Source organism: Methylocapsa polymorpha, assembly GCF_045689225.1.
Classification (GTDB): domain Bacteria; phylum Pseudomonadota; class Alphaproteobacteria; order Rhizobiales; family Beijerinckiaceae; genus Methylocapsa; species Methylocapsa polymorpha.
In genome coordinates this window covers 859,977-883,847 of record NZ_CP136862.1, presented here as the reverse complement: position 1 = coordinate 883,847, position 23,871 = coordinate 859,977, and the positions used below count along the sequence as shown (strand labels likewise).

Here is a 23,871-nt window from a genome sequence, read left to right as displayed (position 1 = left end):
TTAGTCCGCACTATGTTGAAGCTCCTTCAGCGACTCGTCGAAACCATCCGCCTTAGCGAGGCGTCCCGCCTTTTGCTGGAGGAATATGGGAACCTCGGTTAGCGGCGGGCCGGAGCGTGGAGGCAAGGAACGCCAGCGGTCTTTATGAATCTTTGGGCTGAAATCAACGCCATATTCTTGCACAGCAAGCGATTCGCACTCGCTTTCGCCCCATGCCTTCAACGATTTCAACTCCTCGTCGGGAACATCGCTCAGGTTCATGAGTATGGAGGAATTGAAGTCCATGTTCGACAGGGTCGAATAATAGCTTTCCCAATCGGTTACTTTATGCTTGTTCCCGTGGAACAGACTCGAGTTGGGAAACAGCGTCACGAAGGCTGGAGAGAACCGAATTTTCAGCGCCTTGCAAAAGGCCACCGATTCCCTGATCGTCTCCGTCGTTTCGCCAGGGTAACCAATCATGAAATTCGGGATAAACCGCATGCCCACCTTGTAGCAGTTCACGATTCCCTCGGCGACGCGAGCGACCTTGGCTTTCTTTCCCATTAGATCGACGATCGTCTGACTACCCGACTCGATCCCAAAAATAATGTATCGACAACCGGCGTCCTTCATGGCCGCCAGCTTCTCCTCCGAAGCCCAGTCGGCGCGCGCCGAGGTCGACCAAGTGACGTTCGCTTTTTTCAAAGCGGCGCACATCCGGAGCAGATGGTCTTTATGTGTAATGAACTCTTCGTCCGCGAAGTGAAAATCCGTAATGCCATAGCGATGACGAAGAAAGTCGATCTCCTTGATCACGGAGTCCGGAGAGCGATGACGCAGCGCCTTTTTGCTGCCGACGAAGTCCGCGCCGAAGCTCTCCGCTTTATATTCGCGATCGTTCAAGAGTGAGTTGATGCAGAAGGTGCACTGAAACGGACACCCTCGCGACGTCATGAGGTGTATTGATTTTTTTGCTCCCCAACCATTGTAGGATTTAGGAGCGATGCGATCTATGTCGAAGAGATGGTAGGCGGGATAGGGCAATTGGTCGAGATCCTCCGGAATAGATCCTCCCGGCCTCCTTACGATCTCCTCGCCCGCGCGAAAGACAATGCCGGAGCAATCATCGAACGACCGGCCTTCCTTCACCGCGCGCAGAATATCGGGAAGAACAAGCTCGGCCTCATGGGTGCATACCGCGTCGGCGCCCGTATAATCCAACACAAGTTCCGGCGTATCGCTCACGCCGACCCCGCCGAGCAGCACCCGGCTTCCTACAGACAAGCGGCGCACGCGCCGCACGATCTCGCGCATCGCGTGGACTTGCATAGCGAAACCGCCCGCCATGATCAGCGGGTAGTGTTTCTTCGACAATTCGTCTTCTAGAGCCGAGTAGGGCAAGGACTGATTGTGGAGATCGAGCACTCGCACATTATGGCCTTCTCGCTCCGCGACAGCGGCCACCATCGCGAGGCCCAGCGGCATATACCGAATGGCGGGATTCCCAGGGTACTGCGGATGAACGACCAAGATGTCCATGCCGCTCGCGCCAGACATGCGCTTGCTGATTTTTCTCCAAGCATCGGAATCTTCAAGCCGCACGACTATAGTTTTTAGTATATTATTTATGAGTTTACTTGGGTGCAGATCGTTAATGTCCATGCTGTCCCCCATAATCTGATTGTAGAATTATACTATTTACATTACTGACGATGGAAATTTCACTCTCGCAAAAGCTTCGCTGTAAGCTATGCTCAATTTAAAAGTTCAATAGAAAGTCCAGCTAAATTAGATCTGGATTTCGTACTAAACGCAAGATTGACTGCGTTTAATTCGGGCAAGAGGCGCGACGATTGTTTTCGCCGCGGCGATTGCCCATCTGGCCTTATTCCGCGCGCGAGCTATATGGATCTCCAACGCGAGGCCTTGGCTTCGCCTCGTCTCAGCCAAGTCCGGCACAGGGCGAAGTTTGAGGCGATGAAAAAGACCAAATCAAGGAGGAGACGCGCGAGAGCTGGTCCGTTGAGGCGGCCGCGCGCCGCATCAGCAGCCAACTGTTTGCAACCTGGGAGGGATGAGCCGATTTCTTCCGATCATGCAGGTCGCAAAACATTCCGCGAAATCGGTTCGGCTCCGGCGAAGGAACGGCGATCCTCGAACAGACGAGATGTAGATGGCTTATGCGCAATTCGGAGAAATCGGCGTCGCGAAGGATTTGCATGATTTTATTCGCGATGAGGTCTTGCCGGGGACAGACATCGACGCCGGTCAATTCTGGACTGGAATATCCGGGCTGATCAGGGATTTTGCGCCCCGCATTCGCGATCAATTGCGGTTTCGCGGCGAGCTGCAGGAAAAGATCGACCAATATCACCGCGCCCACGCGAGAGAGCCGCATGATGCGGCCGCCTATGAGGCCTTTCTGCGCGAGATCGGCTATCTCGATCGGGAGCCGGGTGATTTCACGATTCGCACGGAAAACGTCCTAGAGGTCGCCAGGGTTTCGGGGCCTCAGCTCGTCGTGCCGGCCTCAAACGCCCGCTATGCCCTCAATGCGGCGAATGCGCGCTGGGGCAGCCTTTATGACGCGCTCTATGGCACGGATGTCATTCCTGAGACGAACGGGGCGGAGCGCGGCAAAGGCTATAACAAGCTGCGCGGCGCGCGGGTGATCGAATGGGTTCGCGGTTTTCTCGACGAGGTGACGCCGCTCGCGGGCGGTCCCCACAAGGCGGTCGTCGATTATAGGGTTGCAAATGGCGAACTCGTCGCAACGCTCGATAATGGCCTGGAGACAAGGCTGCGCCACCCCGGCCGGTTCGCCGGATATAAGAAAACGTCGCCGGACTCGTTCGTTGTGCTGCTGCGCCAGCACGGCCTGCATATCGAGCTCCATATTGATCACGGCAGCCTGGTCGGGGCGGAGAGCAAAGCCGGCGTCGCCGATGTCGTCCTCGAAGCGGCGCTCAGCACGATCATCGATCTCGAGGATAGCGTCGCGGCGGTGGACGCCGTCGATAAGGTCGGAGTCTATCGAAACTGGCTCGGGCTGATGAAGGGAACCCTGAGCGCTTCTCTGGAGAAGAAGGGGCTTATCGTCGAACGTAGGCTGGCCGAGGATCGCACCTATGTCGATCGGGAGGGCGCGCCGATGGTCTTGCACGGGCGCAGCCTGTTGCTGGTGCGCAATGTCGGGCATCACATCGAGACCGACGCCGTTCTCGACGCCGAGGGACGGCCTGTGCCGGAGACAATCGTCGACGCCGCCGTCACCACGCTCATCGCGATCCACGATCTGAAGAAGCGCGCGGACGATCGCCTACGCAACAGCCGCAGCGGCTCGGTCTATATCGTGAAGCCGAAGCTGCATGGGCCGGCGGAAGTCGCGCTCGCCAACGAGCTTTTCGGCCGCGTCGAGGACATTCTGCGGCTGCCGCGGCATACGCTGAAAATGGGGATCATGGATGAGGAGCGCCGCACCAGCCTCAATCTGAAGGCTTGCATCGAAGCCGCGGCGGATCGCGTGTTTTTCATCAATACCGGCTTCCTCGACCGCACCGGCGACGAGATCCACACCTCGATGGAAGCCGGCCCGATGATCCGCAAGAACGAGATGAAAGCGACGGCCTGGATCGCGGCCTATGAGGATTCAAATGTCGACATAGGCCTCGCCTGCGGCCTGCCCGGACGCGCGCAGATCGGCAAAGGCATGTGGGCCGCCCCGGATCTGATGGCGGACATGCTGGCGCAAAAGATCGCCCACCCTTTGGCCGGCGCGAACACCGCCTGGGTGCCGTCGCCGACGGCCGCTGCTCTCCATGCGATTCACTATCACAAGGTCGATGTGGCAAGCCGGCAGAAGGAGCTGAAAAAACGCGCGCTGGCCCCCCTTGCTAAAATGCTTACGATCCCTGTCGTCAGGGTCAATTTTGCGCCGGACGATATTCAGGAGGAGCTCGACAATAATTGTCAGGGCATTCTGGGCTATGTCGTGCGCTGGATCGATCAGGGGATCGGCTGTTCGAAAGTGCCCGACATCCATGACGTCGGCCTGATGGAGGATCGCGCCACCTTGCGGATCTCAAGCCAGCATGTCGCCAATTGGCTCCATCATGGCGTCGTCGCGCCGGAGCAGGTGGAGGCGACGCTGAAGCGGATGGCTGCGGTGGTCGATAGGCAGAATGCCGACGATCCGCTTTATCGGCCGATGGCGCCAAGCTTCGACGGCCCGGCGTTCACGGCGGCGGCGGATCTGATCTTCAAAGGGCGCGACCAGAAAAACGGCTATACCGAATGGATTCTCCACGCCAAGCGGCGCGAGGCGAAAACCCCCGGCTAGTGCTTGCCGTAGTCCAAGGCGAAGCCTTTCCGCTGCGCCAGGATGTAGGCTTCGAGAGCCTTCAGGCGCGGATCGTCATCGGCGAAAGGCTTGCCGCGAACCGGGTTCTCGATGCACCAGTTGATCATGTCGCGAAGCAGCGCGACGCGGCCCAATTGAACCTGGAATTTCGGATAGGTCTCAGGATGGGTGTTCGAGGCGTCCGGGTGGCACATGTCGCAGGAGATGGCGTCTGTGCCGCCGAGCGCCTTGGCGTCGTGAAAAATGCGCTTGCCTTCCGCCACCAGCTTGTCGGTTGAGTCCTGCCAGATCTGCTTGTCGCGCTCGGTATAGGCGCCATAAGTCTGGAACTGGCCTGCGGAAGGAGGAGGAGTGGCCGTCGCGGCCGATGGCGGCCCGCCCGCGCCCTCGGCGGCGGCGACCTGCCATTCGCGATCGGGGTGCTTGCGCCGCCATTCTTGCATAAGCGAGTCGGCGACCTTCTGCGCTTGCTCGCGCGTCATGGGCTCGCCGGGCTTGACGCCTTGCACCTCGATTGATGTTTCGCCGTCGCAAAGCCCGACCACGAGGTCGCCGTTCTGAGACAGCGGCAGAGCGTGACGCGGCAGATCGTCGGCAAGGGCGGGGCCGGCGGCGCCGAGGCCGAGCGCGAGGGCGACAGTGTAGGATAGGCGCATACCATCGTCTCCCTTAAAGCGCTTCCCGATCGCGCGGATTCACATGATCGAAAGGGAATTGCTCAAATTCAAAGAGCTGGCGCATGTGAGCGTCGAAAGAGTCGATCAACTTTTTCAATGACATGCTCTAGGTTTTTTCGCACTTTCTTCATGCGAACCGGTATCCACTTCGCTTGAAAATGCTCTAGAAACTGGCGAGCGTCGTCGCCGGCGGACGATCTTTGGCGCCGTTCGAGACCAGATAGCTGGAATGGACGGTGACCGGATTGCGATTCCACAGGCTGTAGACCTTGTCGACCATTCCAGACGTCAGCACGCTGAGCTGGCCATCGCCGCATCCGTCGAAGGCGTTGAATGGATCGGCTCGGTTCATCTGGACGGTGAGCTTCGGCAATCCTTCTGGCGCGTAGGGCCATGGCCAGGCCGTCGAGAGCAGGCCATAAAAATTGATGTTGCCGATGCGGTTGAGAAGCATTTGATGGGTGTGGCCGTGGATCACGGTCACATTGTCGAAGCCGGCGAGAATGGCCTGAACGTCGTCGGCGTCGTCAGTCCAGAAATTCCAATTCCGGTAGTATTTGTAGAGCGGCGAATGGGAGAAGACGACGATCGGCGTCTTCCTGTCGATTTTCGCCAGGTCATTCTTCAGCCATTGGCGGCCTTCGGGGCCGACCTCGAAGCGCGACTGGACGCCATTGTCGAGCCCGGCCACGGTCTGCATCCGTTCGGCCGGAGTCATGCCGCGCGCGGTCCAGAAATCCTTCTCCTGGACGCTCATCAGCGTTACGAAATGCACGCCCTTGTGATCGAAGGAATATTGCGGCGCGCCGAACAAGGCCCGCCAATGCTCGCCCATGTCGAAGAACCAGTCGTGCTCGCCGACCATGATCTTCAAGGGCGCCTTCAGCTCCTTCAGGATCTCGGCGCCGAGATCGAGCTCCTCCTTCCGGCCGAGCTGGGCCAAGTCGCCCCCGAAAAGGACGAAATCCGGCTGAGGATCGATCGCGTTGACGTCCTCCACCGCCTTCAAGGCGGAGCGGACGAAGCGATCGTTTACATTGCGCGTGTAAAGATGGGTGTCGGAAACATAGGCGAAAGTGAAGCCGGGCGTCCCAGCCTCCTGCGCCGCCGCTATCTCGACCAGCTGAAAGCTCTGCGGCGTGATCAGCCCTTTCGCGGCGGCGATGCCGGCCGAGGCGCCGGCGACGGTGAGAAAGCCTCGCCGGGACAGCGCGCCAAGCCGCGCGAGATCGCCGAAGAAGGACGCCCGTTCCTCGTAATGCTTGGTCTCGATGCTCTTATGCGCGCCCGCCATGGCTTCTCTCCTAAAAGGCGCCGATCGTCGCCGGGTTGCGCAGATCCGGATTGGTTCCTATGTCGCCAAGGTCGCCCTTCCTGCCTTCGGCGACATCGGTCTCGCGCTGTGTCCGATTCGTCTTGAGCGATGTCTGCCGAGCCAGTTCCGTCTTGTTGAAATCGGCGAACCGGTCGTCGGTGAGCGTAAAGAGGAAGGCGACCGTGTCGTCGATTTCGGCTTCGCTGAGCCCCAGGCGCTGCATGCCCCCGTCGAGGAATGGATTGGGGACGCCGCCCTTGTTGTAATGGTCCATCACGTCCCACAGACTAGCGAGCGAGCCGTCGTGCATATAGGGCGCGGTGACCCCGATATTGCGTAAGGTCTCACTTTTGAATGCGCCGATGTCGGCTTGGTTTTTGGTCACCAGAAACCGGCCGAGCTCGGAATAGTTTGTCTGCAAGGCGAGTTCGTCGATTTGCTTCGCATCGCCGGTTTTCAAGATGGCGAGGGCCTTGCGCGCGAGCGCGGCGAAATCCTGCTTATGCGCGGCGATGCCGATATTGTGGAATTTCTGATCCGAGAAAAGCGGCGAGACTGTATTGACCGCATGGCAGGCGCTGCAGCGCCCTTTGCCCTGGAACAGCTCCCAGCCCCGCTTGGCCGAATCGCTGATCGCCTGCTGGTCGCCGGCCAAGAAACGGTCGAAAGGCGAATTGCCGGAATATTGCGTCCGCTCGAACGCGGCGATGGCGGAAGCGATTTCATCATACGTGCCATTGTTGCCGTAGATCGCGTTGAACGCCTGCGCATATTCAGGGATCTTACGCACTTTCCCGACGACATCCTCGGGATCTTTCTGGCCCATTTCGACCGGATTGAGGATTGGAAGCTTGGCCTGGTCCTCGAGCGTGGCCGAGCGGCCATCCCAAAACTGCGAAGACTGGAACATTGCATTCAGTACGGTCGGCGCGTTGCGCTGGCCATGTTGATCCTTCACGCCCGCCGAGGTCGCGCTGTTTCCGCGGTGGTCAGTAAATCCCTTGGCCGGATCGTGGCAGGTTTCGCAGGCGACAGTGTTGTCGACGGAAAGGCGCTTGTCCTTGAATAATTTCTCGCCGAGAGCGATAAGCTCCGGCGTCGGTTCTCGGCTGTGCGGCACGGCGATCGCGTAGAGTTGCGGCGACACGCCGAGCGGCAAAGCGGGTTTCGCCTGCGTGTGGTTTTCGGCGGCTTTCAGCTCGAGCGGCGGGGGGCTTGGGGTAAAGTTGATCGTCACCGCGAGAATGCCGATTACGGCCGCTGCGACCGCGAAAGCGGCGATCAACATCGCACGCGAAGTCAGCATAACCGCCTCCCCAGCTTCCTATGCGTCAACATACTAGCTTTTACGATCGCGCAACGCCACAACCATTATATTTTTTGTTTTGACGTCAGGCTCGGCGCGTGCGTATCGAAACATTTTTTGGCGGATGCGAAGAAATAGCGATTTCGGCGCATCGGCTCGCATCCCCAACCAGGGCGATCCCGCCGCACGCGAGCCTCTACTCGAAATCGCTTCAGCGAATCCCCCGTTGGTCTTCTTGAGCTAGATAACTCCGGCTGGCGGAAGATGGTTCCTCGAACTTTAGCGTCGCTCGATGAAGAGGCCGTGACGGATGCGTCCAATTGCTGCGGCGCGGCGCGGCTTGAAGTTCATGCGTCATGAAAACGTAGGAGACTCCGTCGCTCTCTATCTACTCGGATGAAAATGTAAATTCACCTCTTAAGGCGGATCGCTTCGTCTCCCCGCCTTGACGGCCTCCGCCCTATTCAAATCCAATCAACGGCGGAGAATGTCCATTGCCTTCCTGCCTTCGAAACGAATGGAGCGTCGAGCATGACCGAAGACCGCGCGCACGAGAAATACGACGCCTTGATCTTTCTTTGTCATGGGCTCGCGCCGGTCCGCACCGCCATCGCCCATCCTTGCGATGAATCGTCGCTGCGGGGCGCCGTCGAAGCCGCGAAGGCGCATATCATCGAGCCGATCCTTGTTGGCCCAAAGGCGAAAATCGACGCGCTCGCCGCGGCGCTCGGCCTGGACATTTCGAAATTTCGGCTGATCGACGCGCCGCATAGCCACGCGGCGGCCGCCAAGGCCGTCGAACTTGTTCGCGCCGGCGAAGCGGACGCGCTCATGAAAGGGAGCCTGCATACTGATGAATTGATGGCCGAGGTGGTCCGCAAGGAGACCGGGCTCAGGACTGAGCGGCGGATCAGCCATGTCTTCATCATGGATGTTCCGACCTATCCTAAACCTTTGTTGGTGACGGACGCCGCGGTGAATATTTTCCCCACCCTCGACGACAAGGCCGACATCGTTCAAAACGCCATCGATCTCGCGATCGCGCTTCGCATCAAGGAGCCGAAGGTCGCGATCCTGTCTGCGGCGGAAATGGTCAATTCCAAAATTCCTTCGACGATCGACGCGGCGGCGCTCTGCAAAATGGCCGATCGCGGCCAGATCGCCGGGGGGATTCTTGATGGCCCGCTGGCGTTCGACAACGCGATCAGCCCTTCGGCCGCCAAGACGAAAAATATCAAGTCCTTGGTCGCGGGCGACGCCGACATTCTGCTGGTCCCCGACCTCGAGGCCGGCAATATGCTCGCCAAGGTTCTGATCTTCCTCGCCAATGCGGATACGGCCGGCATCGTGCTCGGAGCCCGGGCGCCGATCATCTTGACGAGCCGGGCGGACAGTCTGCGCGCGCGGATGGCGAGCTGCGCGGTGGCGGCGCTCTACGCCCACGCCCAGCGGGTCAAAGCCGCGCATTCAGCCAAGCTCGCGCTGACCGACGGGCCGGGATGAATGTGGGCGCGCCGATGGAGTTCTGTTCGAGCCGAGGATCTGGCGCAATCCAGGATGCTTCCGACTATCCTCTAGCAATGGTCAACAAAGCCTAGCCGCGAGGCGTTTTTCATGCGCACGCGCGCTGCGGCGCAGCGAGAGCGGCGCGCCAATCATTTTCTTCTCAGGCGCCGATTTGGTGCTAGAATTTTTCTTGAGGTCAAGGAGGAGCGCCCGGGCTGCGCAATGCTGATCAGCGCTGCAGCTTTCGCGCAGAAGACCCAACGAAAATCCTAAACCTGCCAAGGGAGGGAACAATGGTCGACAAGATCCTAGCCGACATCGCCCATGAGGTCGCCATCCGGCCCCATTACGACAATTTCATCGGCGGGAAATGGGTCCCCGCCGCTAAGGGCCTGACCTTCGAGAATATTTCGCCGATCGACGGCCATGTTATTTGCACCGTCGCGCGCTCGAGCTCCGAAGACGTCGAACTGGCGCTCGACGCCGCGCATGCCGCGCGCGAAGCCTGGGGGCGCACGTCGCCGGCTGAGCGCTCGCTTCTTTTGCTGCGCATCGCCGATCGCATGGAGCAGAAGCTCGATACGCTGGCCCTGGTCGAGACGATCGACAATGGCAAGCCCATTCGCGAGACCAAGGCCGCCGACCTTCCTTTGGCGGTGGACCATTTCCGCTATTTCGCCGGATGCCTGCGGGCGCAAGAGGGAAGCCTCAGCGAAATCGACCATGATACGGTCGCCTATCATTTCCACGAGCCGCTCGGCGTTGTGGCGCAGATCATCCCGTGGAATTTTCCGCTGCTGATGGCGGTATGGAAGCTCGCCCCCGCGCTCGCCGCCGGCAATTGCGTCATCCTGAAGCCCGCCGAACAGACGCCCATGAGCATCATGGTGTTGGTCGATATGATCGGCGACCTGCTGCCGCCTGGCGTCCTCAATGTGATCAACGGCTTCGGCGTCGAGGCGGGCAAGCCGCTCGCGCAAAGCAAGCGGGTCGCCAAGGTCGCCTTCACCGGCGAGACGACGACGGGCCGGCTCATCATGCAATACGCCTCCGACAACATCATCCCGGTGACTTTGGAGCTCGGCGGCAAATCGCCCAACATCTTCTTCGAGGATGTGGCGGCGCAGGACGATGACTTCTTCGACAAGGCGCTCGAAGGCTTCGCCATGTTCGCGCTGAACCAGGGCGAGGTTTGCACATGCCCCTCGCGCGCTCTTGTGCATGAGAAGATCTACGACCGCTTCATGGAGCGGGCCGTCGCGCGGGTGAAAGCCATCAAGCAGGGCAACCCGCTCGATCCGGCGACCATGGTGGGCGCGCAAGCCTCCAATGATCAGCTCGAAAAAATCCTGTCCTATCTCGATATCGGCCGCCAGGAAGGCGCGAAGGTCCTGACCGGCGGCGCGCGGGCGGATGTCGGGCCAGATCTCGCGGGCGGCTTCTATGTTCAGCCGACGATCCTCGAAGGCAATAATAAGATGAGGATCTTCCAGGAGGAGATTTTCGGGCCGGTCCTTTCGGTGACCAAGTTCAAGGACGATGAAGAAGCCTTGGCGATCGCCAACGACACGCTTTACGGACTCGGCGCCGGCGTCTGGACCCGCGATGGAACGCGGGCCTATCGCTTCGGCCGCGCAATCCAGGCTGGACGCGTTTGGGTCAATTGCTACCATCTCTATCCTGCCCATGCGGCTTTCGGCGGCTACAAGCAATCCGGCATCGGCCGCGAAAACCACAAGATGATGCTCGACCATTATCAGCAGACCAAGAACATGCTGGTCAGCTACAGCCCCAAAGCGCTCGGATTCTTTTGAGCATTTAAACTTCGATCGAAAGAGGCTCTTTGGAGATCGCTAAAACTGCAATCGGGCGGACGCGCCGTCGGCGCTGGCCCGATGTCATTTCCAAACCAGGAGATTGTTTGATGGTCGAGCGCGTCATTGCGACCGAGAAAGCCTTGGAGCTTATCGGACTCCTCGCGGAGACGCATGGTCCTCTGCTGTTTCATCAATCGGGCGGCTGCTGCGACGGCAGCTCGCCAATGTGCTTTCCGGCGGGCGAGTTTCGCACCGGGCCGAGCGACGTTTTCCTTGGCGAGATCGCCGGCTGCCCGGTCTATATAGGCGCGGCGCAATTCGAGGTCTGGTCGCATACGCAACTCATTATCGATGTCGTCGCCGGCCGCGGCGCCGGCTTTTCGGTCGAGGCGCCAGAAGGCGTGCGGTTCTTGACGCGCAGCCGCGTCTTCAACGAGGCCGAGCTTGCGGGCCTTCGCAGCGCGGCCAGGCCCCGCGTGGCTTGACAATGAAAGTCATGGCGCTTGTCTCGCGTCGCCTTTCGCGCGGAAGCCGTCATTGGGCGTGCGGCCGGAGGCGGGGCGGGCCGTGTTTCCCTCATTCGCGCGGCGAAGCTCAAGCGCGCGCTTGGCGCCGCTGATCAAAGCCTCGCGAGCAGCCTTTGCTTCGCGGCGCGCAGCCTCTTTGTTCAGCCGCCGCACAGCGGCGGCGAGCAAATCTCTCTTCATTCGCGTGCCGGTGTCGTCGGTCGCCGCGCGGGTCGCCCGAGGGGCGGCTTTGCCGCGCAACTCCGGCGCTGGCGCGCGGCGATTTGCTGGCTGCGGTCGCGGCGCTCGCGCACAAGCTTGCGCAGCTCGGCGAGATCCTTGTCGGATAAGGACCCCACAGCTGGATGATGCGTGTTTTCAACAAGGGCCGCTTCTTCCGCGCTGAGCAGTTGGCGTTCGCTCCGGAGGCTGCGAGCCATGGCGTCATCCCTTCTTGATCGAGTGAACCGTCCTTCAGGCGCCTGTTATGTCGCGCGTCGCGGGCAAGGGACAAGTACGGGGAGCCGAAATTGACGGAACGTCGCTGTCCCGGCGTTAGGATTCGGGAAAGATTCGCCTATTAGTTGAAATTTGGCATCCAGATTTCAATGAGCGTGTATGTTCTTCCTTCGCATTTCCTTATGCCGCATCTATATGGGCGCCGGCCTTTTCTTCGCCTTGCTCGCCGGATGCCTCGCCGAACAGGCGCCGGCCATTCATTATGCGCCGACGGAAAATCTCGAGCGCATCGATGTCGCGCTGATCGATCAGGCGCACAGCCGCATCGACTTTGCCGCCTATGTCCTCACCGATTGGCCTGTGATGGAGGCTCTCGCGCGCGCCGCCGATCGCGGCGTCCGGGTCCGCATCTATATGGACAGCGGCCGCATCGGCGAGCGCAACCCCACCCAGCCTTTCGAGGACCTCGTCGCAGATCCAGGGGTCGAAATCCGATTCAAGCGGCCGGGCGCGCCCTTGATGCATCTCAAGAGCTATCAGGTCGACGGCCGATTGGTGCGGACGGGCGCCGCCAATTTTTCGGCCTCAGGCTTGAAGCGGCAGGACAATGATCTCATCGTCATCGAGAGCCCGGAGGCGGCGGCGGCCTTCGCGCGCCATTTCGAGGCGATCTTTGCGCGGAGCGATTCCTTGACCCGTGACATGTCGCCGCGTCGGCGCTGAACCAAAAGGGAACGCCGAAGATCTGTCTTCTTGCCCCAATTTTGACAAAGAGCGTAGTCGGTCCAGAGCAATGGCGGGGAGCCTTACGCAATTCGTGCAAAGGGCAGATAGACTGACGCAGTTCGTGCATTGTGCATGAAATGCACGAACTGCGTATTGAGCGAGGGTCACGCAAAAAGTGCTTTTGTATCAAATGTATAGCGCTTGTCGGAGATTCTTGTGCGCCGCAATTCGTTAAGTTCTCAGGCATTCTGTGCAAGGCTGATTGCGGCTATGGCGATAAGCCGCGACCTTCTACAACTAACAATAGCGAACAGGCGCAAGACGGAAGACCATAGGCATAGTGCGAAGTTTTTAAGTCCTTAGCGGATTGAGAATATCGGTTTGATGTGGACGCCGTCACGCTTCCGATGTAAAGGTAGCCAGTTATTGCGTCATGAGCGGCGTTTAAGTGCTGCTAAATTACAGATAAAATATGTTAATTATCAGATGTAACATGATTGTTAATATTCAATTAATCTCAACTAATATACCAATCGGTGATTGGCCATATCGGCGCTATTTGTCCCCCTAGCCTTTTGGATTGCAACGGAATGAAAAACTCGACTGCTGTTAAAGAGAACGATACGCAAATAGACATTATCGGCGTCGCCGAGCGCTTGTTTCAGGAGGTCGGCTTTCAAAAGACGACCGTCGCCGACATAGCGCGTGAGTTGCGAATGTCGCCTGCCAATGTTTATCGGTTCTTCTCAGCCAAAGCCGAGATCAACGCAGCTGTCTGCCGCAGGATTTTCGGTGAGATCGAAGCCGCCGCGGAAAAAATTGCACGATCTTCAGGACCGGCCAGCAAGACCCTGCGGAGTTTAATTGCGTCCATAGAGGACCTGAACGCGCGCCGTTTCCTTTCCGATCGGAAGTTGCACGAATTGTTCGAGACGGCCCACAATGAAAATTGGTCCATCACCCATGAGCACTATGAGAAGATGGACCAAATTCTGGCGCAAATTATCAGGCAGGGCATGGCGGCCGGCGAGTTTAAGGCGGGCGATGCGGAGCTCGCGGCAATCCTCGTCCGCAGCGCCTGCATCCGCTACTGTCATCCGCGGCTGATGGTGGAATGCGCGCAAGACCCTGAGCCAACCACCGATCAAATGATCGATTTTTGCCTCGCCGCGCTCGCATAAGAGCCTGATTTGTCCTGATTGAGGGTGCGTGGCGCGCGCGACGGCGCCGCGCCTTTAGGTTCAGTATGTCAACGGAGCGGCCGTTCGCGCCGCGAGAAGCGCTGGGCGTGTAGCCGTGATCGGGCGGCGACGCCTGGAGCATTTTTCGAAAATGCCCCAGGTCTTTTTTATCGCATTTTCTTCGCTCTACCGCCTACCGCGCGCGATAGGTTTTCTGCGTCTGAATGCGATGCAGGGCGGCGACGAGCGCGTCTATGTCTTCATAGGTGTTGTAGAGCGCGAGCGACGGACGCACGGTCGCCTCGAGTCCGAACCGGCGCAGGATCGGCTGCGCGCAATGATGTCCGGCGCGCACGGCTATGCCTTCCCGGTCGAGCGCCGCCCCGACGTCCTCGGCGCGGCAGCCGTCGAGCACGAAGGAAATGACGCCGGCTTTCTCCTTGGCCGTCCCGATGATGGTGAGGCCCGGCACGCCGAGAAGGCCCTGCGTCGCATAGCCGAGCAGCTCATGCTCATAGGCGGCGATATTTCCCATCCCGATCCGGTCGAGATAGTCGATCGCCGCGCCGAGCCCGACCGCGTCGGCTATATTGCCGGTGCCGGCCTCGAACCGCCCCGGCGGCGGCTGATAGATGGTCTTCTCGAAGGTGACGTCGGCGATCATATTGCCGCCGCCCTGCCAGGGCGGCATCGCCGCCAGCACATCAGGCTTGCCGTAAAGGACGCCTATGCCGGTCGGAGCGAAAACCTTGTGGCCGGAAAAGACATAGAAGTCGCAGTCGAGCGCCTGAACATTGACGGGCATATGCGACACGGCCTGCGCGCCGTCGAGGAGGACGCAGGCGCCATGGCGATGCGCGATCGCGACCATTTCCTGCGCCGGCGTCACCGTGCCGAGCGCGTTCGAGACCTGCGGCAAGGAGACGATCCGCGTCCGCGGCCCGAGCAGCTTCGTATATTCGTCGAGCAGCACCTGGCCGCTGTCATCGACCGGGGCGACGCGCAAGACGGCGCCGGTCTCGGCGCAAAGCATCTGCCAGGGCACGATATTGGCGTGGTGCTCGAGCCAGGTGATGACGATCTCATCGCCTTCCCTGACATTGCGGCGGCCCCAGGCTTGCGCCACGAGGTTGATCGCTTCGGTCGCGCCGCGCGTGAAGACAATGTCGTTCGACGATCCCGCGCCGAGGAAGCGGCGGACCTTTTCGCGCGCCGCCTCATAGGCGTCGGTGGAGCGGGCGGCGAGCGCATGAGCCGCGCGGTGAATATTTGAATTCTCGGTCTCGTAGAAATAGGAAATTCGGTCGATCACCGCCTGCGGCTTCTGCGTCGTCGCGGCGTTGTCGAGCCAGATCAGCGGCTTGCCATGGACCTGCTGGCGCAGGATCGGAAAGTCCTGCTTGATCGAATAGGCGTCGAAGGCGCGCGTTCCCGAAAGCAATTCCGGCGCGAGCAAAGGTTGAAGCTCCGGCGTCACGGGCGCGAGTTGCGGCGGCGTCGTCCCGTTCGCTGTGGCGGCGGGCGCGGCGGCGGCTTGCGCTTCATTGAGAAAATATAAGGACTCGCCGCCGCTCGCCGGACGGGTCAAGGGCGTAGACTCGTGGGAAAATCCGGCGGGAGCCAGTGCCGGTCCGAGCGCGCCCGATTCGGCGAGGCCCTGCGGCTGCAGCTCTGTCTCGGTCGGGAAATTTGCGGGAAACACCGGGCTTTGCTCAATTGAAGGCGCTGGGGCGGCAGGCGCGCCGAAGAGGAGGCTCTGGCTTGGCGGCTGCGGAATGAAGGATGCGCCCGGCGCCTCCGCCCCTGGCCAGGCGGCGGAGCCAAGGGAGGCCGGAGCCGAAGCGGGCAGGGTGGTCGGCGGCGCCGAGAGTCCGGCTTCGTTGAGGAAATAAAGGGAGTCGCTCTGGCCCCCCGGATAAGCGCTCGGGACGGAGCCGTGCGAAAACCCTGCGGGAGAAAACCCGGACGGCGATGTGGTCGGCGCGAGCGAGATCAGCGGCCCAAGGCTTTGCGGCAAAGCGCGAAGATCGGCCTCGCTCAAAAAACCTTGCGGGGCCGTCTGAGCCGATCCCTGGCCTTTTTCCGGCGAAGGGCTTGCAAAACCGGCTACAGGAGGAGGCGCGGCGGCGGCGCCTGCGGGAAGCCTGTGACGCCCGTGGCGAGGCCGGCGGCGGGAACATGCTGCGTCGGCCGCGCGGCCTCGGTGGGCCGGCCGGGCAATTCGGTGACGAAGGGAATGGACTGAACGCCGGGCGCGCTTGTCGCCGGCGCGGCGGCGGCGACCCCGGGTACGGATGGATGTCGGCGGGGACGGCGGACGCTCCAGCGCGGCCCCGAAATTCGCCAGGGCTTGCGGATCGACGGTTTGCCCGGGCGCGGCGTTGAGAAAGGCGTTCGCCAAATGCGCGATCAATCCGGGATCGATGACCGAGGGCGCTTGGCCCCCCCATTGGGGGGCCGGCGGGGTTGCAACCGGCGCGGTGGCGGCTGCATGGCGCGGATCAGGGATATTCATAATAGTGACCAATCTCCACATTCTCGAGCACGCCGACCGCATCCTCGGTGAGGATCGCGGAGGAGCAATAGAGCGAGATCAGATAGGAGGCGATGGCCTTGCGGTTGATTCCCATGAAGCGAACCGAAAGGCTCGGCGTCACTTCGCCCGGCACGCCGGGTTGGAAGAGTCCGACGACGCCTTGTTTCTTTTCGCCCGTGCGCATGAGCAGGATGGTGGTCTTGCCGGTTCCATTGCCGGAGTCGGCAATCTTCAGCTTGTCGCTGGGGACGAGCGGAATCCCGCGCCAGGTCAAGAACGGCGTGCCGAACAGGTTGATGGTTGGCGGCGGAACGCCGCGCTGCGTGCATTCGCGGCCGAAAGCGGCGATGGCGCGCGGATGCGCGAGGAAGAAGGCCGGCTCTTTCCAAACTTTGGAGATCAATTCGTCGAAATCGTCGGGCGTCGGCGGGCCCCGGCGCGCGCTTATTCTCATCCAGGGCGCGGTATTGGTGAGAATGCCGTAATCCGCGTTATAGATGAGCTCGCTTTCCTGGCGCTCCTTGACCTTCTCGATGAGCAGGCGCAGCTGCTCCTGGATCTGGTCATAGGGCTGGTTGTAGAGGTCCGAGACGCGGGTCTGGACGTCGAGAACCGTGGTCACCGCGTTGAGGAAATATTCGCGCGGCGCCGGGTCATAGTCGACGAAGGTTTCCGGCAGGTCGGCGTCTCGCTCCCAGCTCGGGCTGCATTCGACGTCGCCCAAGCCTTCTCTTTCCTTGACCCGGTTCAGCCGGTAGATGCCGGCTTCGACCGGCACCCAAGGCAAGAAGGAGATCAGCCAGCGCGGCGTGATCGCCAGCATTTGCGCCCGAGTCTTCGTCGCATTGGCAAGTTGGCGGGCGGCCGGCTCGCCTAATGTCATGCGAGCTTCGACTTCATCAGGCATTTCAACACCTCCTTATCTCGATTCAGGCTTCAAAATCGATTCCTGACTTCAAGCTGAAGGTCGTCTAGCATTGAACAAGGAGAAAATCATTCTTTTTTGATTTATTGCTAAGTATATTAGTAAATCTATAAGACCAATAAAGATTTGCTAGAAGCACTAAATCTATTTTAGTTATATATTTTACCATTGTAGGCCACTTTTGGCTTCGCGAGCTTCGCCTCACAGCTCAGCTTTTGATGAGGGACGGAGAAGATCCCTCTTATTGACGCAAATAGAGATTAGGTGGATTCCCCTTCGTCAGCGCCGCTGTTCTACGGGAGCTGAGACGGCGTGGGGGCGCAATTACGCCGCCGCAAGCTTCACGGTATTGTTGTTCGTGAGAGCGAGCGCGGTCCGGCTATAGACCGCGCAGCTTCAAAAAACGCGCCGCCGTCGCCGCGCTCCGCCATTCGCTATTGAAAAGCGACGTTCAAGATTTCGTAGCTCTTGCCGCCGCCGGGTGTGTTGACTTCGACCGAGTCGCCGATTTTCTTGCCGATCAAGGCGCGGGCCGTCGGCGAGGTGATCGAGACCCGTCCCGCTTTCACGTCGGCTTCGCTTTCGCCGACGATCTGGTAGGTTTTCTTTTCCTCGGTGTCTTCGTCGACCAGCGTCACCGTCGCGCCAAACATGATCGTGGTGCCGGAAAGCTTCGACACGTCAATGACCTCGGCGCGGGACAATTTATCCTCTAGCTCGGCAATGCGGCCTTCATTGAGGGACTGGGCTTCCTTGGCGGCATGGTATTCCGCATTCTCGGACAAGTCGCCATGCGATCGCGCCTCCGCAATCGCCTGGATGATGCGTGGCCGCTCGACTTGCTGGCGCCGCTTCAACTCCTCTTCGAGGGCGTTATGGCCGGCCGCTGTCATGGGGAACTTGTCCATGCTGATTCTCTTTCACGTCTTCGTTCGTCTCGACTAATGAAATAGGCGACCCGCCCGACGCAATTTCTGGTCGCGCCCGGCTCGTCGGCTTCGCTTGGCCTAGGTCGACGCGCCGGGCTGGCTGCAAAGCGCCCCATCGCGTCAAAGGCGCCAAAAAGGCTCCAGGGATTATGAGACACCTTCATGAAACCCGCTGCAAGTGGTCTGGTTTCACAAAGGCGCGCTCGGGGATGCCGATATGACGCCCTTGCCGCTCTATTTTGGTCCAAATGGACCTCAGGCGGCGAAATAGTCTTGAAGCGCGCGGACTTCCAGATCGCCCGCCAAATAGGCTTTGATTCCCTCGCTGGCGGCGATCGCTCCAGCTAGAGTGGTATAGTACGGGACCTTATGCAAGAGGGCGGCGCGGCGCAGCGATCGCGAATCGGCCAAAGCCTGCGCCCCTTCGGTCGTGTTCAAAACGAGCTGGATCCCGCCATTCTTGATCGCGTCGACAACATGCGGGCGCCCTTCGGACACTTTGTTGATCCTTTGCGCTTGAACGCCTTCGGATTCGAGATAGCGCGAAGTTCCTCCGGTGGCGTGGATCCTGAAGCCGAGGCCTGAGAGCAATTTCACGGTTTCGAGCACGCGCGGCTTATCCGCGTCGCGCACCGACACGAAGACGGCGCCCTTCGTCGGCACTTTGGTGCCGCCGCCGAGCTGGCTCTTGGCGAAGGCGACCGCGAAGGAACGGTCGAGGCCGATTACCTCGCCGGTGGAGCGCATTTCTGGGCCGAGCACCGTATCGACGCCCGGAAAACGGGCGAAGGGAAACACTGATTCTTTCACGCCGACGTGGTCGCCACGCATCGGCTGCAAGCCGAAGTCGCGCAACTTTTCGCCCGCCATGATCCGCGCCGCGATCTTGGCGATCGGCGCGCCAATGACCTTGGCGACGAAAGGCACAGTCCGCGCTGCGCGCGGATTGACTTCGAGCACATAGATCTCGCCGTCCTTCAGCGCATATTGCACGTTCATGAGCCCGCCGACGCGCAGCGCCAGGGCGAGTTCGCGGGTCTGGCTTTCGAGCGCGGCGATCTTTTCGGGCGCCAGCGAGCGCGGCGGCAGCGAACAGGCGCTGTCGCCGGAATGAATCCCCGCCTCCTCGATATGCTCCATGATGCCGCAGATGAAGACGTCTTCGCCGTCGCAAAGGGCGTCGACGTCGATTTCAACGGCGTCCGTCAAATAACGGTCGAACAGCAAAGGGTTCTTGCCGAGGACAGTATTGATCTGCCCGGTTTTGTCGTTCGGATAGCGCGCCTTGACATCGGAGGGAACGAGGCCGGGCAGGGTGCCGAGCAGGTAATCGTCAAACGTCGCCGCGTCCCGGATGATCGCCATCGCCCGGCCGCCGAGCACGTAGGACGGACGCACGACGAGAGGCAGGCCGAGCTCGGCCGCGACGATGCGCGACTGCTCGACCGAATAGGCGATCCCGTTCAACGGCTGCTTCAGGCCGATCCTGTCGAGGAGCCGTTTGAAACGGTCGCGATCTTCGGCGAGATCGATCGAATCGACGGACGTGCCGAGGATCGGGATTCCCGCCTGCTCGAGCGCATGGGCGAGCTTCAGGGGCGTCTGCCCGCCGAACTGGACAATCGCGCCCTTGAGCGTCCCGGCGCTGTTTTCCTTGGCGAGGATTTCGAGCACGTCTTCGGGCGTCAGCGGCTCGAAATAAAGCCGGTCCGAGGTGTCGTAATCGGTCGAGACCGTCTCTGGATTGCAGTTGATCATGATGGTTTCGAAGCCCGCCTCGCGCAAGGCGAAGCAGGCGTGGCAACAGCAATAGTCGAATTCGATGCCTTGCCCGATCCGATTTGGGCCGCCGCCCAAAATCACGATTTTGTCGCGCGCGGTGGGGCGCGCCTCGCAGGCCGGGGTCCCGGCGAAAGGCGGCGCGTAGGTGGAGTACATATAGGCGGTGGGCGAGGCGAATTCCGCCGCGCATGTGTCGATCCGCTTGTAGACGGGATGCACGTCAAGCTGCTTGCGCAACGCAGTCACTTCGGCTCTTGGCGCACGCGCGAGCGAAGCCAGCCGCGCATCGGAAAAGCCCGCGGCCTTCAGAAGCCGGAGATTGGCGGCGTCGTCGGGCAGGCCATGGGCGCGAACCCTCGCCTCGAGGTCGAGGATTTCCTGAAGACGCTCGATGAACCAGCGGTCGACGCTGCACGCCTCATGGATCTCCTCTGGAGTCATGCCGTTCCGCAGCGCCTGCGCGACGACGAGGAGGCGGTCGGGGGTCGGACGCCCCAAGGCGGCGCGCAGGACATTCTTGTCGTCGCCGAGGCCGAGGCCGTCGATCTCGATCTCGTCGAGACCGTCGAGGCCAGTGTCAAGCGAACGCAGCGCCTTCTGCAGGCTTTCCGCGAACGTCCGGCCGATCGCCATGGTCTCGCCGACCGATTTCATGGCGGTCGTGAGGATCTGCTCGGCGCCGGGGAATTTTTCGAAGGCGAAGCGCGGAATCTTTGTCACGACATAGTCGATCGTCGGCTCGAACGAAGCCGGCGTCGCGCCGCCCGTGATGTCATTGGCGATTTCGTCCAATGTGTAGCCGACCGCGAGCTTCGCCGCGACCTTGGCGATCGGGAAGCCGGTCGCCTTCGAGGCCAGCGCCGAAGAGCGCGAGACTCGTGGATTCATCTCGATGACGATCATGCGGCCGTCGGCCGGGTTGACCGCGAATTGCACGTTGGAGCCGCCGGTCTCGACGCCGATCTCGCGCAACACCGCTAGCGAGGCGTCGCGCATGATCTGATATTCCTTGTCAGTCAAGGTGAGGGCAGGGGCCACGGTGATGGAATCGCCGGTGTGGACGCCCATGGGATCGATGTTTTCGATCGAGCAGACGATGATGCAATTGTCCGCCTTGTCGCGGACGACCTCCATCTCGAATTCCTTCCAGCCGAGCACGCTTTCCTCGACCAGGACCTCGCTTGTCGGCGAGGCGTCGATCCCGCGTTCGATGATGTCGATGAATTCGGCCTTGTTGTAGGCTATGCCGCCGCCGGTGCCGCCCATGGTGAAGGACGGCCTGATGATCGCCGGCAGACCTATGTCGTCGAGGATCGACAGCGCCTGGCTCAAGGTCTTGATCTGGTGCGAGCGCGGAGTCGAAAGGCCAATTCGCGTCATCGCCTCGCGGAAGAGCTCGCGGTCTTCCGCCTTGTCGATCGCCTCGGCGCTGGCGCCGATCATCTCGACGTCGAATTTGTCCAGCACGCCCATTTTCTTGAGCGAGAGCGCGCAATTCAAAGCCGTCTGGCCGCCCATGGTCGGCAAGAGCGCGAAACCGCCTGGGCGCGCATAGCGCTCCTTGGCGATGATCTTGGCGACGATTTCCGGCGTGATCGGCTCGACATAGGTGCGGTCCGCCATGTCCGGGTCGGTCATGATCGTCGCCGGATTGGAGTTGACGAGGACGATCCGATAGCCCTCCTCCCGCAGCGCCTTGCAAGCCTGGGTCCCGGAATAATCGAATTCGCAAGCCTGGCCGATGATGATCGGCCCGGCGCCGATGATAAGAATAGTCTCTATGTCGGTCCGCTTGGGCATTTAGTCTCTTTCCCCGTCGCGGCGGGTGTTGCAATTTCGGCGCGCAAAAAAAGGCCGCGCCGGAGCGCGCCCTGATCAAAATGAATCTTTGATCAGTAAGGACTCGCTCAAATTCAAAGACTTGGAGCACGTCCTGATCGAAAAAAGCCGGGCGACTTTTTCGGGACATGGTCTCGCTGCCGGAGCGCGTCCTTACGTCAAAGGTTCGAAACAGGGGTTGGTTCGCGTTTCAGGCAACTCCCTGGAGCGTTTCCCTTTCGCCTGGAAGGCGCTCTTGGCTTTAGGCTTTACTTTCGCTCCGCCGCCCGCGCGGGCGTTGAGCATGGATGGAAGTCGCGAATGCTCTAGACGAGAATCCCGCGATTGTGAACCCGGCGATTATTTTGGGTTCTTCGCCTCCGCCATGAGCGCTTCCCCCGAGATCGTGGGGAAATTCGTTGGGCCGGGCAAAGGACGGCGCGGGGTCGACCGGGCTTCGACGCCTCAGTTCGGTTGGGCGGGCCTTGGCCAGGCGAAATCATCCGACCGGCCAGGCTTGGGATCGAGCGCTTGTCCCTTTTGCAGGCTTTGATCGATGCGAACCCGCGCCTTGTCGGCCGGTGGTCGAGGCGTTTCCATGCGCGTGGCGAGCGCGCCGCCGGGGGCGAGAACCGGCCCGGTCAACGGTAGGATCGGGCCGGCGATGGGCTTTACGGGCGGCGCTGGAGCAGGCTCGACCGCGGGTTCGCCCGGGGTTTCGCCAGCCGGCTCGCTCTGCGGGGGCGCAGCGTCGCCGGGCGGCGGCAGGTTCGCAATCTCGGGATTAGGCTGCGGCAGGACTTCCTCGAGATTTCGACGGATTTCCGGCTCGACGAAATGCGCGAGCTTGCGCGCGCCGGCCTTGGTGAAATGGATGCCGTCGGACGCGCGCAGGCGCACGATCTGGCCGTTGAGATCCGGACCATTGGGGCTGTACTGGCCTGAATCGTCGGCGAAAGCCTCCCAGATGTCGACAAAGGTCGCGCCCGCCTTGGCGGCGTTTTCACGATAGAATTCGTTGAAGGCGGAGGCGTCCGCGGAGAGCCGCTCGCTTTTCAATACGGGCAGGCCGACCCAAACGAGCGGGATCTTCTTGTCGCGAAACATCGCTGCGATCGTTTCGATCCGGCGCTCATAGGCCTCCTCCCATTGGGGCGAACGCGGCTCGTAGCTGCCGTTGGCGTCGCGCAGAGCTTGCCTGTCATTGCTGCCGATCATCATGACCGCGAAATCGATTTTTTCCCCGCTTGCGAGCAAGTCCTGCGCAGCCTTCGTCCAATCATAGAAGTCGTCGCGGACCAAGCCGCTGTTTTCCTTCGCCTTGTGCAGGATCGCGACCTCGGGCCGGTCGGCGAAGGCTTCGCTCAACCCCTGCGCCAGCATTTGCCCAAGGCTGTCGCCGAGAACGGCGACGAAATACGAGGGCGCGACCGCGGGTTTATCCGCCTGCTTGTCTCCCGCCTTATCGTCAGCCTTGTCTGTCGCTCGGAAATTCGTCCTTGGCCGCGCCGAATAATGCTTGGGCGCGGCGCGATGAATTTCGGACCTCGGCCGGATCGGCTTCATCACGTGGCTCGGAGGCGCATTGGGCTGGAACAAATGCGTGAACCAGCCGAAAGGATCGGCCTGCGCGAGCGCCGCCGATCCTCCGGCGAGGTTCAGCAGAATGGCCACGGCCGCCAACCGCAGCAGAGGCCATCGCCATGGGCCTCGCCCGGCGGCGCGCCGTCGCGGCCGCGCCAGGTTTTTTGCTCCGACCCTTCTCATCATCCGAACCAATATAAACGCTGATCGCCGCCAGCGCATCCCCCGACCTATGGCGAAGGCTGAGCTCCGCCAATTTGCGCGAACCAGATCAACGTGGCGACAAAAGGCGGCGCGGGCGGCCACCCTTATCTGGCTTGCGGCTTATCAGGCTAATCTATGGGCTAAGTTGGAGCGGGCATAGTCTTTTGAAGGTTTCCGCCGTCAAGGTCTCTATTATGACGGAATCGAGCCGATCTCTGTTTTCCGTTTTCAGAATATGAAACAACGGCCCATCGCAGC

At 60.8% G+C, this 23,871-nt stretch carries 17 protein-coding genes; 6 read left to right on the top strand and 11 right to left on the bottom strand.

The features are described from left to right. Positions 1-1,644: a B12-binding domain-containing radical SAM protein gene (locus RZS28_RS04160; RefSeq protein WP_407339996.1), complete on the bottom strand. Its 1,644-nt coding sequence runs from the start codon at positions 1,642-1,644 to the stop codon at positions 1-3. 511 nt (positions 1,645-2,155) lie between these two features. On the opposite strand from RZS28_RS04160, the gene RZS28_RS04155 reads away from it, so the two are divergent. Next, complete coding sequence (locus RZS28_RS04155) at positions 2,156-4,321, top strand: malate synthase G (RefSeq protein ID WP_407339994.1); 2,166 nt, start codon at positions 2,156-2,158, stop codon at positions 4,319-4,321. Here the strand turns inward: RZS28_RS04155 and RZS28_RS04150 are convergent. The 3 genes from RZS28_RS04150 to RZS28_RS04140 form a co-directional block, all read right to left on the bottom strand. After that, positions 4,318-4,998, bottom strand: coding sequence for a c-type cytochrome (locus RZS28_RS04150; protein WP_407339993.1), 681 nt, complete (start codon positions 4,996-4,998; stop codon positions 4,318-4,320). The two genes, RZS28_RS04155 and RZS28_RS04150, sit on opposite strands and share 4 nt — an antisense overlap. Positions 4,999-5,182: 184 nt before the next feature. After that, on the bottom strand, positions 5,183-6,313 hold the full coding sequence (locus tag RZS28_RS04145) for a metallophosphoesterase family protein (protein WP_407339991.1): 1,131 nt from the start codon (positions 6,311-6,313) through the stop codon (positions 5,183-5,185). 10 nt (positions 6,314-6,323) lie between these two features. Continuing rightward, positions 6,324-7,640 (bottom strand): cytochrome-c peroxidase, encoded by a 1,317-nt coding sequence (locus tag RZS28_RS04140; RefSeq protein ID WP_407339989.1) that lies wholly within the window; start codon positions 7,638-7,640, stop codon positions 6,324-6,326. A 531-nt stretch (positions 7,641-8,171) separates the two neighbouring features. On the opposite strand from RZS28_RS04140, the gene RZS28_RS04135 reads away from it, so the two are divergent. From RZS28_RS04135 to RZS28_RS04125, 3 genes are all read left to right on the top strand, one after another. Further along, complete coding sequence (locus RZS28_RS04135) at positions 8,172-9,143, top strand: bifunctional enoyl-CoA hydratase/phosphate acetyltransferase (protein ID WP_407339987.1); 972 nt, start codon at positions 8,172-8,174, stop codon at positions 9,141-9,143. Between the two features lie 296 nt (positions 9,144-9,439). Further along, positions 9,440-10,960, top strand: coding sequence for an aldehyde dehydrogenase (gene adh, locus RZS28_RS04130; protein WP_407339985.1), 1,521 nt, complete (start codon positions 9,440-9,442; stop codon positions 10,958-10,960). Positions 10,961-11,070: 110 nt separating this feature from the next. Next, positions 11,071-11,448, top strand: a complete 378-nt coding sequence (locus tag RZS28_RS04125; RefSeq protein WP_407339983.1) for a DUF779 domain-containing protein — start codon at positions 11,071-11,073, stop codon at positions 11,446-11,448. 9 nt (positions 11,449-11,457) lie between these two features. Here the strand turns inward: RZS28_RS04125 and RZS28_RS04120 are convergent, their stop codons facing one another. Together RZS28_RS04120 and RZS28_RS04115 are read right to left on the bottom strand one after the other, a co-directional pair. Beyond that, entirely contained in the window at positions 11,458-11,670 is a 213-nt protein-coding gene (locus tag RZS28_RS04120) for a hypothetical protein (RefSeq protein ID WP_407339981.1), read from the bottom strand. Further along, a complete protein-coding gene (locus RZS28_RS04115; protein ID WP_407339979.1) occupies positions 11,667-11,909 on the bottom strand; it encodes a hypothetical protein in 243 nt (80 codons plus the stop codon). The genes RZS28_RS04120 and RZS28_RS04115 overlap by 4 nt, the downstream gene beginning before the upstream one ends. Before the next feature lie 178 nt (positions 11,910-12,087). Here RZS28_RS04115 and RZS28_RS04110 point away from each other — a divergent pair, with 178 nt between their 5' ends. Both RZS28_RS04110 and RZS28_RS04105 read left to right on the top strand, forming a co-directional pair. Beyond that, positions 12,088-12,651 carry a phospholipase D-like domain-containing protein gene (locus tag RZS28_RS04110; protein ID WP_407339978.1) on the top strand — a complete coding sequence of 188 codons (564 nt, stop codon included), beginning with the start codon at positions 12,088-12,090 and terminating at the stop codon, positions 12,649-12,651. Between the two features lie 593 nt (positions 12,652-13,244). Then, positions 13,245-13,835: a TetR/AcrR family transcriptional regulator gene (locus RZS28_RS04105; protein WP_407339976.1), complete on the top strand. Its 591-nt coding sequence runs from the start codon at positions 13,245-13,247 to the stop codon at positions 13,833-13,835. Positions 13,836-14,028: 193 nt separating this feature from the next. Here the strand turns inward: RZS28_RS04105 and RZS28_RS04100 are convergent, their stop codons facing one another. The 5 genes from RZS28_RS04100 to RZS28_RS04080 all read right to left on the bottom strand — a co-directional run bounded on the left by RZS28_RS04100 (position 14,029) and on the right by RZS28_RS04080 (position 23,499). Next, on the bottom strand, positions 14,029-16,350 hold the full coding sequence (locus RZS28_RS04100) for a family 2A encapsulin nanocompartment cargo protein cysteine desulfurase (protein ID WP_407339974.1): 2,322 nt from the start codon (positions 16,348-16,350) through the stop codon (positions 14,029-14,031). Further along, the gene (locus tag RZS28_RS04095; protein WP_407339972.1) at positions 16,337-17,278 is read right to left on the bottom strand and encodes a family 2A encapsulin nanocompartment shell protein; all 942 of its coding nucleotides are present in this window, start codon (positions 17,276-17,278) and stop codon (positions 16,337-16,339) included. The genes RZS28_RS04100 and RZS28_RS04095 overlap by 14 nt, the downstream gene beginning before the upstream one ends. Positions 17,279-17,730: 452 nt before the next feature. Beyond that, entirely contained in the window at positions 17,731-18,204 is a 474-nt protein-coding gene (greA, locus tag RZS28_RS04090; RefSeq protein WP_407339971.1) for a transcription elongation factor GreA, read from the bottom strand. Between the two features lie 276 nt (positions 18,205-18,480). Next, positions 18,481-21,807: a carbamoyl-phosphate synthase large subunit gene (gene carB, locus RZS28_RS04085; RefSeq protein ID WP_407339970.1), complete on the bottom strand. Its 3,327-nt coding sequence runs from the start codon at positions 21,805-21,807 to the stop codon at positions 18,481-18,483. Positions 21,808-22,290: 483 nt separating this feature from the next. Beyond that, the gene (locus RZS28_RS04080) at positions 22,291-23,499 is read right to left on the bottom strand and encodes a DUF459 domain-containing protein (protein WP_407339968.1); all 1,209 of its coding nucleotides are present in this window, start codon (positions 23,497-23,499) and stop codon (positions 22,291-22,293) included. Between the last annotated feature and the right edge of the window lie 372 nt (positions 23,500-23,871).